The sequence below is a fragment of the Paenibacillus sp. 11B genome, from assembly GCF_030487755.1.
GTDB lineage: Bacteria > Bacillota > Bacilli > Paenibacillales > Paenibacillaceae > Paenibacillus > Paenibacillus vandeheii.
Map to the genome: position 1 here is coordinate 148,769 of NZ_JAUKNS010000004.1, position 12,862 is coordinate 161,630.

Annotated in this window: 12 protein-coding genes and 4 pseudogenes; 6 read left to right on the forward strand and 10 right to left on the reverse strand. The window is 47.0% G+C overall.

From position 1 onward, the window contains the following. Window positions 1-59: 59 nt before the first annotated feature. Both Q0V21_RS17530 and Q0V21_RS17535 read right to left on the reverse strand, forming a co-directional pair. Complete coding sequence (locus Q0V21_RS17530; protein WP_072735590.1) at window positions 60-248, reverse strand: hypothetical protein; 189 nt, start codon at window positions 246-248, stop codon at window positions 60-62. Between the two features lie 144 nt (window positions 249-392). Continuing rightward, a pseudogene (locus tag Q0V21_RS17535) lies at window positions 393-814 on the reverse strand (Tn3 family transposase); the annotation flags it as partial. A gap of 44 nt (window positions 815-858) precedes the next feature. On the opposite strand from Q0V21_RS17535, the pseudogene Q0V21_RS17540 reads away from it, so the two are divergent. Next, window positions 859-1,210, forward strand: a pseudogene (locus Q0V21_RS17540) (FMN reductase); the annotation flags it as partial. 575 nt (window positions 1,211-1,785) lie between these two features. On the opposite strand, the gene Q0V21_RS17545 reads toward Q0V21_RS17540, so the two are convergent. The 3 genes and pseudogenes from Q0V21_RS17545 to Q0V21_RS17555 form a co-directional block, all read right to left on the reverse strand. Beyond that, on the reverse strand, window positions 1,786-3,579 hold the full coding sequence (locus tag Q0V21_RS17545; protein WP_179132855.1) for a helix-turn-helix transcriptional regulator: 1,794 nt from the start codon (window positions 3,577-3,579) through the stop codon (window positions 1,786-1,788). Window positions 3,580-3,701: 122 nt separating this feature from the next. Next, window positions 3,702-4,280, reverse strand: coding sequence for a sensor domain-containing protein (locus tag Q0V21_RS17550; RefSeq protein WP_301879890.1), 579 nt, complete (start codon window positions 4,278-4,280; stop codon window positions 3,702-3,704). A 184-nt stretch (window positions 4,281-4,464) separates the two neighbouring features. Continuing rightward, window positions 4,465-4,764 (reverse strand): annotated as a pseudogene (locus Q0V21_RS17555) (erythromycin esterase family protein); the annotation flags it as partial. 265 nt (window positions 4,765-5,029) lie between these two features. Between Q0V21_RS17555 and Q0V21_RS17560 the strand changes: the two are divergent. Further along, a complete protein-coding gene (locus Q0V21_RS17560) occupies window positions 5,030-5,338 on the forward strand; it encodes a hypothetical protein (protein WP_301879891.1) in 309 nt (102 codons plus the stop codon). 97 nt (window positions 5,339-5,435) lie between these two features. Next, window positions 5,436-5,678: pseudogene (locus tag Q0V21_RS32875) on the forward strand (hypothetical protein); the annotation flags it as partial. Between the two features lie 88 nt (window positions 5,679-5,766). On the opposite strand, the gene Q0V21_RS17570 reads toward Q0V21_RS32875, so the two are convergent. The 3 genes from Q0V21_RS17570 to Q0V21_RS17580 form a co-directional block, all read right to left on the reverse strand. Beyond that, window positions 5,767-6,216: a nuclear transport factor 2 family protein gene (locus Q0V21_RS17570; protein WP_301879894.1), complete on the reverse strand. Its 450-nt coding sequence runs from the start codon at window positions 6,214-6,216 to the stop codon at window positions 5,767-5,769. 39 nt (window positions 6,217-6,255) lie between these two features. Continuing rightward, complete coding sequence (locus Q0V21_RS17575; RefSeq protein WP_076291179.1) at window positions 6,256-6,663, reverse strand: Rrf2 family transcriptional regulator; 408 nt, start codon at window positions 6,661-6,663, stop codon at window positions 6,256-6,258. Between the two features lie 109 nt (window positions 6,664-6,772). Beyond that, a complete protein-coding gene (locus tag Q0V21_RS17580) occupies window positions 6,773-7,609 on the reverse strand; it encodes an AraC family transcriptional regulator (protein WP_301879899.1) in 837 nt (278 codons plus the stop codon). Window positions 7,610-7,727: 118 nt separating this feature from the next. Here Q0V21_RS17580 and Q0V21_RS17585 point away from each other — a divergent pair, with 118 nt between their 5' ends. Beyond that, on the forward strand, window positions 7,728-8,732 hold the full coding sequence (locus tag Q0V21_RS17585) for a Gfo/Idh/MocA family protein (protein ID WP_094937094.1): 1,005 nt from the start codon (window positions 7,728-7,730) through the stop codon (window positions 8,730-8,732). Between the two features lie 21 nt (window positions 8,733-8,753). Next, on the forward strand, window positions 8,754-9,701 hold the full coding sequence (locus Q0V21_RS17590; RefSeq protein WP_301879902.1) for an aldo/keto reductase: 948 nt from the start codon (window positions 8,754-8,756) through the stop codon (window positions 9,699-9,701). 213 nt (window positions 9,702-9,914) lie between these two features. Here Q0V21_RS17590 and Q0V21_RS17595 read toward each other — a convergent pair whose 3' ends face one another. Both Q0V21_RS17595 and Q0V21_RS17600 read right to left on the reverse strand, forming a co-directional pair. Beyond that, entirely contained in the window at window positions 9,915-10,934 is a 1,020-nt protein-coding gene (locus tag Q0V21_RS17595; protein ID WP_301879904.1) for a Gfo/Idh/MocA family protein, read from the reverse strand. A gap of 27 nt (window positions 10,935-10,961) precedes the next feature. After that, the gene (locus tag Q0V21_RS17600; protein ID WP_301879905.1) at window positions 10,962-11,738 is read right to left on the reverse strand and encodes a sugar phosphate isomerase/epimerase family protein; all 777 of its coding nucleotides are present in this window, start codon (window positions 11,736-11,738) and stop codon (window positions 10,962-10,964) included. A 144-nt stretch (window positions 11,739-11,882) separates the two neighbouring features. On the opposite strand from Q0V21_RS17600, the gene Q0V21_RS17605 reads away from it, so the two are divergent. Next, window positions 11,883-12,701: a helix-turn-helix domain-containing protein gene (locus Q0V21_RS17605; protein WP_079350174.1), complete on the forward strand. Its 819-nt coding sequence runs from the start codon at window positions 11,883-11,885 to the stop codon at window positions 12,699-12,701. Window positions 12,702-12,862 lie beyond the last annotated feature (161 nt).

Here is a 12,862-nt window from a genome sequence, read left to right on the forward strand (position 1 = left end):
ATTTCGTAATTGTATTATACCAAAAGACATGGCCCGTTCCGAAGAACAGGCCTGTTATATTATACGGTTACCTTGTCCACTCTGGACTGCACAGCTTTGGAGCATTTCTTGCATACTTTCAGACTCGTACCATCTGTTTTGGTTTGCGAATATAACAATTTAATCCGGGTGCTGCTGCACACCGGGCATGTTCCTCTTCCTCGGGATGGTAGATTCCACAGGACGCGTCCTCTTTTTGTTTTTGCCAACGTATGTGAACCTCTTTTCGATATGGTTTGTGTGTTCACCGTTATTATAGGGGTCCCGCCAACAAAACGCGGAAAACGTACGCTAAGCGAAAATTTATTCAAACAAGCCGGAAATTCCGTACGCTAAGGAAATCCGGCTTGTGTTTTTATTCTGCAGGTGATGACTGTAGTATTCCATACACTAATTGCATTGATGAGGATATTTAATGCGCTGGCTCGCTGGAGCTGATCTTGCAGAGCACGTTCTCGCAGCTCGCCGTGTTTGCCAAAAAAGATTGCTCTGGCCAATGCATTCATGGCTTCTCCTTTGTTCAACCCCCGATTGATCTTCCGCCGTAGTGTTTCACTTGAAATGTAATCCATAATAAAGATATTTTTCTCGATTCGTCCCATTTCACGGATGCAGTTGCCAAACTGTTCTGGCGAGCATAAGATCCGAGTTTCCCCATAATCAGTGATGCCGAAACCGTTCCTTCCCGGATGGAATGCGCAAGCCGCAATACATCATCGTAGTTCTCCTGAATGACCTTTGTATTGATCTGTCCACGCAGCAGCTTCTCCAGTTGACGGCTACCGACAATGGATACGTCACCGGAACGGACGTAATTCCGAAGCTGGAGTCGATATATTCCATTGTTCATCCCACCGTTTCCGGGAACCAGAATTCGAAGGCTCCTCTCTCAATCTTGCAGGTTGGGCAAAGAAACTGACGGGTAAACCAACGATTTACGGTCGGGGCGGTCGGTCTTGATGCAGAGTTTATTAGTTTTTTTGCAGAAGGGAAAGGAGCTCAAAATGTCAATATCGAAGGATTGATCGAGAGGCTTGAACGGGAAGAATTCGATTTGGTAGCGGTGGGTCGGGCTTTACTGGTTGATCCAGCTTGGGCAGAGAAGATACGTAACGGGCGTGTGAAAGAGTTAGTGCCGTTTACAGCCGAGGCCTCGAAAACTTTATTTTAACATCCGTATAACCGAAACACGTTACGTTACTCGAATAAGACGGATGTTGGTAACGAGATTTCCTTCTACTCAATACTTAGTTTGATAATAAAACAGGTGAAACAAAAAACAGGTCACACTCTGATATTTAGTTTTTCAAATGTGACCTGTTTTAACGCGTATAGCGGCTGTACCAAATAATTATGCCTTAGCGTACGTTTTCCGCGTTTTGTTGGAGATACCCCTTAAAGAACTATTGCCCGGGCTTGTGGAAAGGGGATATCGTAGTGTTACCATTTCCGAATTATTTACATACGAAAAAAAATCCCCCAACAGGCTTTGATTTGCAAGTGACGCCCCCTTAATACAATTCCGCCAAAGGAGGCGCTTCTTAGTTTAATTCCGGGGGATTTTGATGTTGGTGTTCATGGTGTATGACCTCGTTAAAAAGATCGCCATTTCGTCCCTGCTGCTTCGGCGACTGTTTCGATTGCAATTGAGCTAACGCTTTTTCCAGTTCCCCGATCGTTACCGGATTGGCATGTCGCATCCATTCATAACCAGTGCAGTCTGCTTCTCCTATGGTTACCTTTTCACTATTCGACTATCCCGATTTCTAACGCTTTCTGGACGGCTTCTTCCTTGTTACGCACTCCTAGCTTTAAATAGGCCGAGGAGGCGTAGTTTCGGACCGTGCCGTCCGACAAATACAGCTTGGACGCTATCGTCTTGTACCGGAGCCCTTTGGCAACAAACTGCAATATTTCTATTTCCCTGGCCGTCAGGCCATAGTCGGCGGCGGCTTTCGATTGCGGCGATTCGATGCTACCATCGAGGTTATCGAATATTTTATGGGACATCCTCTGATCGATTAATGTGCCTCCCCGATGAATAAGCCGAATCGTATCGGCCAACTCGAGCGGTTCGGCCGATTTCAGCAGGAAGCCGTCCGCGCCGCCTCGTAGCAAGTCCAACGCTTGCTCCGTATCCTGAAACGTCGTAAAAATCAATACGCGGATATGCGGCCATTGCTGCTTGATCATTTTAGTTGCCTCGGCTCCGCCCATATCCGGCATATCCAAATCCATAAGCACTACGTGGGGCTGATGGCGTCCGCACAGCTCGACGGCTTGTTTGCCATCCTCAGCCAAATCGGCTACGTTCAAATCTGGGTAACTGTCGAGCAGCGTCCGCAGACTTTCCCGAATAAACGGCTGGTCATCAACGATCAACAAGCGAATAAGCTCGTCGGCCATTTCCGCTTGTCGCGGCAAAGTGCAGATGACAAGCGTCCCGTCCCCTGGCTTTGTATAGACGGACACTTGACCTTGCAAATTCATCGCCCGTTCCTTCATCGCGTTCATGCCGAAACCCTCCCGCCATTCCTCCAGCCCACTTCCGTTGTCCTGCACCTCTAGCCTCGTATATTGCTGCTCGAAGTGCAGAGAAACGGTAATTTCCGTCGCTTGGCCGTGACGAACCGCATTCGTAAGCGACTCCTGCAAGCAGCGAATGAACGCCATCTTCGCTTGGTGGGACAGTAGGTACTCCTCTCCAAACGCCCGAAAGCTTACATCGACCTGGGCATGCTCCCGAAATTCATCGGCAAGCTTTTGCAGAGACTGGACCAGGGAAAGCAACTGCTGAGGAGACTCCATTTGATGCAAGTAGCCCCTCACTTCCTCGATGCTTTTGCGGCCCAACTCAAGCAAGTCATCCAGCCGCTGTATCCCCGTTTCGGTAGCCAGCTCGGGGCGTAACGTTTCCATCCCCATAATGATGGACGTATAGGCATGGCCGACTGTATCGTGAAGTTCCCTCGACAGTCTGTTTCGTTCTTCTGCCAGTGTAATGCGCTCGATTTGGGACATGTATTGCTCAAGCACCGCATTTTGCTTGCGGATCGTTTCATTTTGCCGATAATTAACAATCAACAAATGAAAAGCGAATCCCATCACATAAGCAAGCCCATAGTAGGTGACCATAAGCCAATAGCTGTTGCTTGGCGCAATCACATAGAAAATGCCAGGTATCACAAGGACCGTTGCTGGGGCCATCCAACGATAGGACCTATGGGCGCTGTTCGCGGCAATAAGAAACGCCGATATAAGATAGGTAAGGTAAGCTTCCGGAAACAATGAGGTTAAATAGATACATAGCCCGCCAAATAGCAGTATTTCCGTGAGCAAGTAATACTTGTAGTTGAACATCAAACAAAACCACGGAATGGAGAGAGCGGCAAGCTCCCAAAAAATAACGCTCCATAGAGGCAACGTTAAACTTTCCTGAACATTTATACTCGTCGTGAGGATGAGCGAAATGCTAACTATAAGGCGGAGCGCCAGCATAATCCAATCATACCAAACCCACTGCTTAACCATCTCCAACAATGTCGATCAACCCCTAAGCCGTTTTCTGTTTTGTTTCCACAGTATTATAGACCAAACCTTCATGCCGTGCACATTTTTGCTGTTTGCGGTGTGGCACCTGCACGAAGGCCGGGTAAAAACAGCTATCGGTTCAACTGCCGAATCATGAAGCGCGTATAACCTCCCATTATTTTTGCCAACCGACCTGACAGCATGAAACTTACTGCGGCAAGCATCAGTCCCACAACCATCATAATGAGTGCTTTCGCCAACGTATCTACCTGCATGAAAATGAAATTCATATCAATGTAACGATACAACAGCGGCGCCAACAGGAGTGCAAGTGGTGCTACATAGAAAATGGCTACACTGACGAGACTGATGAGTCCGATCGCGAACTTCTGCATTAACCAAAAGACGGCGGACCAGTTGCGGCCATCCCTAAGCTCTGCTTTGGCTTGCGCCCAAACGGATGAGCCCGTTGCTCCATTTCTGTCGTAAACGTCCGTCGTAATGTCGGTATAAATTTTCGTCTGCGTGCGCTCGAATTGGATGAAGGTTGCCGTCGTTCGCAATACGTGTGTAACTAGTGGAATGCCGATGACCGTAAAGGAAAGACTTAAACTGAATGACAGAGCAACCATGTAAAAACAAAAGTAAAACAATCCTGTAACGAAAGTTAATAATAAAAAATAACCATTCTGGATGAAACCTGATTTCATAAGGTTCACCGCTCCTCTCTGTATAATATCCTCAGCGTACGGCATCTTCCGTCAACAGTACCAGTGTAAAAATGTCATATGACATTTCCGGCAGGTAAGATCATGATCATGTCCACGGGGCATGCCGAAACTAAACTGAACACCCCCCTTCCAGATTGCCCAGGAAGGGATTGTCGTCCTACCTTTACTTGATGTGGGACGGGTTTGTTTTACGAATGTGGAACATAATGTCGAACTGCTCCAGCAGGGAGGTATCAAAGTATACGGGGTATACGGGGTGGCCGGGGATGAGTTGAGCCCCAAGGCTCAGCAACGGTAGTTTTTCTCTAACCCATTGATTTGCTTCTCCCTCAAGATGGCGATTATCCAACAAAAACAGATCATAGGGGACTTTTCCAAGCGTATAATTGGAACTGTTCGCATCTTGTGGAATCGTATCCGTCCAAATCTTGGTTTCGCTTGGAGGATTGTATTGGCTGTATAGGGGTAGTACCAGCGTAGCTGTCACCTAGGGCAAAGTAGATGTAATCAAATGGGAAATTTATTAATGACCTCGTTATATTCCTGCTGGGCATCGGTGATTGCAAGCTTTGAATAGATTTCCAATACTTCCGGCTTTCATGTCCGGAATAGGGTTGTATGATTGCGTCATCGATGCCCTGATGTTTGAGCCAAGTCAGCAGGAAATGTCTCAACTTATAGGCGACAAGTTTTGAACAAGGCCAGCTTCCTTTAGAGGACTGAAGCCAGTGGAAATATCTCTGCCTGCTTTTATTGAGCTTGATGCTCTGTCTGATATGAGAGAGGCGATCAGGATTTCAGAATGGGGCGAGCAAACGATTCAGGACTTCATTTATGCTCTCACGACCCACGAAGATTTGAATCCCAAAACACTAAAAGAGTATGCAAGCGATCTAAAACATTTCATCGGCTGGTTTGAGACCGCCGACCACCAAGAGGAAGAGATTATATTTCGAATTGAAGATGTGGCTACTCCAACATTAACGCGATATCGGGAAGCAGCACAAAAAATAATGGAATTGAAACCGGCGGCTTAATACCCTGAAACGTTTTTTTGAGTGGGCCGTGTCGGAATCAAGGATTCGCCGTGACCCTTCGAAGCCGGTTAAATTGGTTCCGGAAGAAAAGGTAAGCGATCCTAACACTACAAAGCTTGCCGTTAGCTTGTCCGCGAAGGAATATCTTGAAGAACGGACTGAATCACTTCTTCAAAGATTACATTGGATTTCGGACCACATTGACGAGTTGGATGGCGTTAATTTGGAGAACGGGAAATTGCACATCGACCGATTGGAGAAAGATGCTCCCGATGAATCCCGGAATTTCAGTCTTTCCCTCTACGAACTGTTGCCGCGAATAAAGCTAACGGAAAGGCTTGAAACAAAGCAAAGCCCCAAGGACGCAGCATTTGCGCTCCTGGGGCTTTCGTTATTATCGTTTTAATATGCTTATATGAATACAATCATTATTCAAACAGATCCAGACGAAGACGCTTCAGGCTGGTATGCTGGATGAGCCATTGACCATTCATTTTGACAAAAGTCTCATGATAGTGTCCAAATCCGTGAAAGGATTTATTGTCATTGCCTTCGGGGAATGTCACCCAATCTTCCATTGGGGAGATGACTTTGGCTTCATTCTCGGATACAAATTCAACTTCGGCGCTATGTACGTGATGCACAGTTACGGCAACATCCACCAGATCCCGGAATACTTGAACGATGGTGTCACGGCCGGTTAATACCGGTATTGGATTGCCTTCTGTACTGAAATCAGCTACGGCATCCGGAGCAAACACCTCACCCAACGTATCCCACTGCTTCGTATCAATATAACGGCAATAACGCGCTTTGGTGTTCCGAATGTTTTCCAGTGCAAGCAGTTGTTCCAGTCCTGTGATGGTTGTTTGGCTCATGTGTTGTCCCTCCAGAAATCTAAGATGTAAGCAAATATATTATACGGAATGTGCAGCTTTCATCTGGGCAGCCAGCTCAGACATTTTTTTATTGTGTAAATAACTCTCCATCTCTTCTTCCGCACGAACCATCACCTGCTGAATCAGGCAGCCTTCGTTATGATCCTGCGAGCATTCGAACAGGGAAGCCTGTCCTTCAATCGCATGGATAATCTCCAGAAAAGAAGGGTCCGGATTCTTCCGGCTAAGCCGATAACCACCATTGGCACCCGAAGTCGATTCGATCATGCCGGCTTTGACCAGCTTGGTCAATATTTTAGATAAGTAGGTTGGAGATACTTTCTGCATCTCAGCTAACTGATGTACACTGACCAGTTGTTCCGGTTCGGTCGCAACCAGGAAAAGCATGGTATGCAGGGCATAGTTTGTAGCTTTCGAATATTTCATGAGGGCACCTCATTATATACGGATTTAATTTATCTATAATAGACTTGATTGAACGCTCTGTCAAACGTCGTAAGTTCCCGCATAATCAAATAAATGAACATCATAACATCTAAATGTGATAAAGCCCGCGATAATCCGTTGGAGTCATGCCTTCATGGGCTAAGAACTGGCGGTTAAAATAACTGGCATTGGGATACCCCGCCTCCTCAGCGATCTGTCCAATGTTGGCCGTAGGCCGTTCCAGCAGCCACTGCTTTGCCATCTGTAACCGCGAACGGGTTATAAATTCCATCGGGGTCATCTCCACAGCACTCTTAAACATTTTGCAAAAGTAATACGAACTCACACCCGCCATATCCGCCCAATCCTGCAACAAAAACGGTTGGCATGCCTCCTGCTGCATCTGTGGAAGCAGTCCAAGGATACGACTTTCAGCCTTGCTTGTGCGTGTGCTTTTCAGTGGAACAGCATGCTGTACGAACTCGGCCAACACAGCGTAGGTCAGGGTAGATAGTTGGGCAGGACGCAGCATCCGGTTCTGCTCAGCTTCATTCAGTAGAGCCATATGTGCTTCTTCCCATGGAGCCTGCTGCCGCAGCGTCCACAACAGATTGCGATGCAACCCCCGCTCAATCATATAATCATGCAGACGTTCACCGTAAAAATGAACCCATCGCACATCCCATGGATCATCCTCACTACTGTAGTAATGCTGCCGCTGTTGCGGGAAATACAGTACAGCCTGACCCGCACGAAGCTCATGCACTACCCCATCCACTTCCACGTACCCCTTGCCCGCAGCCACATAGTGAATATTGAAGTTGTTCAGTGCGCCAGCCTCCCGTAACACAGTGTGCTCGGGGTGGTCGACATAAAGTCCAACGGACTCTGGATAACAAAAATAGGGAATATCCTGCAAGGTTAGCAGTACCGTCTGTCTCATCATGGCCTATTCTCTTTTCTAAACAATATTGTGTTAACTCACTTCAATATATTATCATTTTCATTCATTCATCTATTACATATAATCACAATATACATTCATTCATAGGAGGAAACAACAAATGAATTCAGATCGAAAATTGCGCTGGGGAATTCTTGGTAGCGCTAGCATTGCCGTACGATCCGTTATTCCAGGTTTGCAGCAATCCGAGTTGAATGAAGTGACCGCCATTGCCAGCCGGGATGAAGAAAAAGCGAAACAAACCGCTGACCAACTCGGCATTTCTCAAGCTTATGGCAGCTATGAAGCTTTGCTTGCTGACGATTCCATTGATGCGGTCTATATTCCGCTTCCGAACCATCTGCACCGGGAGTGGACACTCCGTGCCGCTGAAGCTGGTAAACATATTTTGTGTGAAAAGCCCCTTGCCCTGACGGAGCAGGAAGCTCAGGAGATGGTGCAAGCCTGCGAAGACGCCGGTGTTCATCTCTCCGAGGCACTCATGTACCGACACCATCCACGTTATGATCAGATTAAGGATATTATCGCCAGCGGAGAAATTGGTGAAGTCCGCGGCATTCATAGTACATTTTCGTTCAACAGTTCCGGCTCGACGGGCAATGTCCGTTTCCGGCGTGATTGGGGCGGCGGTGCTCTGTATGACATCGGTTGCTATTCCATCAGTGCAGCACGGTTGCTGCTTGGTCAGGAGCCTTCGGCCGCGACCGTCATTGGCATGTTTTCTCCCGAGCATGGTCATGTGGATATGATGGCATCCGGCTTGCTTGAATTCGACAATCATATTGGCGTCACCTTTGATAGCAGCATGTGGGCTGCCTTCCGCAACACACTGGAGGTGCTTGGTTCAGATGGCATCATCGAGGTACCATCTGCTTATATCAGCAATCCAGACCGCGGCTCCAACTTCTTCGTAATTGTTGACGGCGAGCGTAAAGAAATTGAAGTCCCACAGGTAAACCACTACTCCCTTCAGGGGGACGACATGGCACGAGCTGTGCTTCAAGGTAAGGCTCTGCGCTTCGCTCCATCCGATGCTGTAGCCAATATGAAAGTACTCGAAGCTTGTCTTCGCTCGGCAGAAGAACGTACACGAATCACACTATAAGAAAAGGGGATGAACTGAATTATGGAATACATTGAAATTGCTGGTGCAGGGAAACCGATCTCCCGATTGATTAAAGGAACCGATTATTTTTACAATGATTCCTATGAGAAAGCAGCTACGAACATGGATGCATTCCTGGCGATTGGCGGTAATACCGTTGATTCCGCGCATATTTATTGTGGCGGGCAGAGTGAAGAAGTGCTCGGACGTTATATGCAGGAACGGGGTAACCGTAACGAGATCGTTATTTTGACCAAAGGTGCACATCACGATCAGAAGGGTCCACGTGTTAACGCTGATGCTATCCGCAGCGATCTTCTTACCAGTCTGGAACGGCTTCAAACCGAACATGTGGAGCTCTATGCCCTGCATCGGGATGATCCAAACATCCCCGTTGGTGTGATCCTTGAAGCGCTGAACGAACATATTGAATCCGGTAAAATCGGCGCGATCGGCGCCTCCAACTGGACCTGGCAGCGGCTGGAGGAAGCTAACGCATATGCAGCCGCTAATGGTCTGAAAGGTTTCACATTCAGCAGCCCGAATCTCAGTCTTGCCAAAGCAAACGAACCGTTCTGGGCAGGCTGTGTATCGGCAGACGAAGAAACGCTGGCATGGCATGAGCGCACCAAGCTTCCTTTGCTGTCCTGGTCATCTCAGGCTCGTGGCTTCTTTACCGGACGATTCACACCTGAAGTACGGGATAATGAAGATCTGGTTCGTGTATTTTACAGTGACGGCAACTGGGAACGTTTGCATCGGGCGGAACAATTGGCCGAGTCCAAAAATACCACACCAATTCAGATTGCACTTGCTTATGTATTAAACCAACCATTTCCGACCTGTGCGCTGATTGGCGCTCAAAATCGGGAAGAGCTTCTGTCCTGTGACGAAGGTTCACGTATCACATTGACACGTGAGGAACTGGATTGGCTGGACCTAGGCAGTAATGTAAAACCAAGCGTTTAATTCAAATATGCGCTGTGATTCAACCTTAAAGGTCAAGGGGCTGACTATTCCGCAATATAGCGGAGTGGTCGGTCCCTTGTATTCTACATATATGATTATCATGAAAAAAGTAATAAAAAGAGACTACCTATCAGAAATATTTTTCTGAAGGTAAGCCCCTTTTTAATATGAAATAGTCAAACTTTTAAAGTAATGACGATAATATCGTAACGATTACAGCTTCACAATCTGACCTGTCTTCTCGGATTCGAATGCTGCCAGAATGACTTGCAGGGAACGCAGACCTTCTTCACCGGAAATGCTTGGAGGGGTTTGCGTTACAATTGACTCTACAAAAGCATCAATCACGCCGCTTGGTACTTGTTTCTCGTTTGTAGCCATCGCACCGACTTTGTATGTCTCAACCGTTCCGTTAGTCAGTTCAACAATAACCTCGTCGCCTTCAACCGTTCCGATCTTCATCACACCATTTTCACACCACAGAACCGTACTGTTATCTCCTGCTCTGTATTGTGTCCAGCTGGCAACCAGCGTACCGATAGCACCGCTCTTCATGCGCAGCAGGCAAGTTGCGTTATCGTCCACTTTGGTGTTTTCCTTATGCAGCGTGCTGATGAAACCAGCAACTTCGGACACTTCATCATCCAGCAAATAACGGATAAAGTCCGACTTGTGCACGCCCAGGTCACCCATGGCACCCATAATCGCTTCTTCTTTACGGAAGAACCAGCTTTCTGCACCGTCTACGCTCCAGCCTTCCGGACCCGGATGACCAAAGGAAGTACGGAAATTCAGAACTTTGCCGAGTTTGCCGGAATCCAAAATTTCTTTGGCTTTTATGTGCGGAGGCATCAAACGCTGGTTGTGTCCAACCATCAGATACACACCGTTTTTCTTGGCATCTTCGATCATTTGCTCGCCTTCTTCGGTTGTAACCGCCATCGGTTTTTCAACCAATACATGCTTACCGGCATTCGCAGCAGCAATGGCCATTGAGGCATGCAGGTAGTTCGGCGTACAAACGCTGACTGCATCCACTTCTTCGCTTGCAAGCAATTCTTCGTAGCTGGAGTAAGCTTTACCTCCGTAAGTTTCGGCCATCTTCTCCGCACGCTCCACGATCGGATCGGCAAAAGCGACAAGTTCTACGTTCTCATTGGCAGCGTATTCTGGAATATGTCTGCGCTCGGCAATGGCTCCACAGCCGAATACAGCAACTTTAATTTTACTCATGTACAAATGTCCCCTTTGACAAATAAATTAGAATTGGTTCAGGTAATTCTGCTTCAACCAGTTATGGCTGTTGGCTACGCTTTCAAGCGGTGGATTCTGGCAAACGTCCTGTTCCACGATCAGCCATTCTACACCTGCACTTGTAGCTGCTTCAATAACAGCTGGCAGATTAACCGAACCTTGTCCCAGTTCCAAAGTCTTCATCTGACCCTGTTCGTCTTTGCTGAAGTCTTTCAAGTGAAGCAGCGGCAAGCGGCCTGCATATTTATTGATGTACTCAATCGGATTTTGTCCGGCAAATTGTACCCAACATACGTCCATTTCCACTTGAACCGCTTCAGGTGTCGTTTGAGAAAACATCGCATCAAAGGCATTTTCGTCGCCAACCTGACCGTGGAATTCGAAATCATGGTTATGATAACCGAAGATTAGACCTTGTTTGGTCGCTTCTGCACCATATTGTTGCAATTCATTAAACAGTTTGGTCCAGCCTTCTGCATTCTCTGGACGATCTTCAGGCATCAAGTAAGGGCAGATCATATATTGAGCACCAATAGTTTTGAGGTAGTCGATTTGTTGTTGTAAATCTTCACGCATCGCATGTAATGAAACGTGGCTGCTGAAACCTTTCAGTCCAAGCTCATCCAACAGCGCTTTCATTTCTTCGGCAGGAATGTCGCCATATCCGGCGAATTCGACACCTCCATAACCAAGCTCTGCTACCTTACGCAAAGTTCCACGGAAATCTGCTGCAGTTTCATCACGGAGCGTAAACAATTGCAAACCAATATTAAGTTTTTTCATATTAGATACACCTCTGCTCTCAAATTTGCTTTCATTGCTCTATCTGGTATCATCCTAACGCAAAACAGGCTAGAATGAACATATACAATATCGTCAGAACATGAACTATCTGATCAAATTTTTATATTTGGAGGATTACTTCTTTTGGAAACCTCAATACTGATCTGTGACTATTCCTATCACTATAAGGCGTTTAACCACAATATGAAGGGCGAGTTGCAAACGTATCTGTTCCGTCTGCAAACCGAGGGCTCTTGCAAGGTATATGTACAAGATGAAGAATATAAGATGATTGGCGGGGATTTACTGCTGCTCAAACCCGGGGACGACTATCATCTCGTTGTTGAAGAACCTCACAAGGAGGGCAGGTTGTCCAGCGGAGACTATTATTTGTTCTGTGAAGGGACGTGGATTGAAAGCTGGTGGAAGCGTCACCATCGGTCCACCGTGAGTCACATCGGACTGGATGATAAATTGGTGAGCCTCTGGCGCAACATGCTCCTGGAGAAACGTCGTGGACCACTGGAGGAAAATATAGAACTGAGTGACGCACTGCTGCGGGGCTTGTGCCTGTATATCGATCGAGCCATCAAGGAGAATATTCAGACGGATCGATCTGTTTCTTCGACGCTGAAGCTGAAACGATTCATTGAAGAGCATGCCACTGTGACCTTCAAACTCGAAGAAGCCGCCCGCTACGCAGGACTAAGCCTGTCTCGTGCGGTGCGATTGTTCAAGGAGCACTACGGCCAAACGATGATCCAGTATGCGATTGAGATTCGGCTGAACGCTGCCTTGGAGCGTATGAAGTACAGTGATATGACCTTGGAGCATATTGCCGAAACATGCGGCTTTGCAAGCTATTCCTATTTCCACCGGGTATTCCGGTCTCATTTTGGGATGTCTCCGGCTGAATATCTCAAATCCCAGGCCCATCAGTCCATTGATCTGGAGCATTTATAAGTGTTAGTTGTGACTGGATTCTCTCCTTACTTCAGGAAGAAAGCAGCCGATTCCTCATCTGCTACTTTCTTCCAAAAAAATCTCCTACTTCACATGACGCTACAACCACAAACCTGTATAGTTAAATATAGTATTCTTATAGATTCATACATACTCAATCT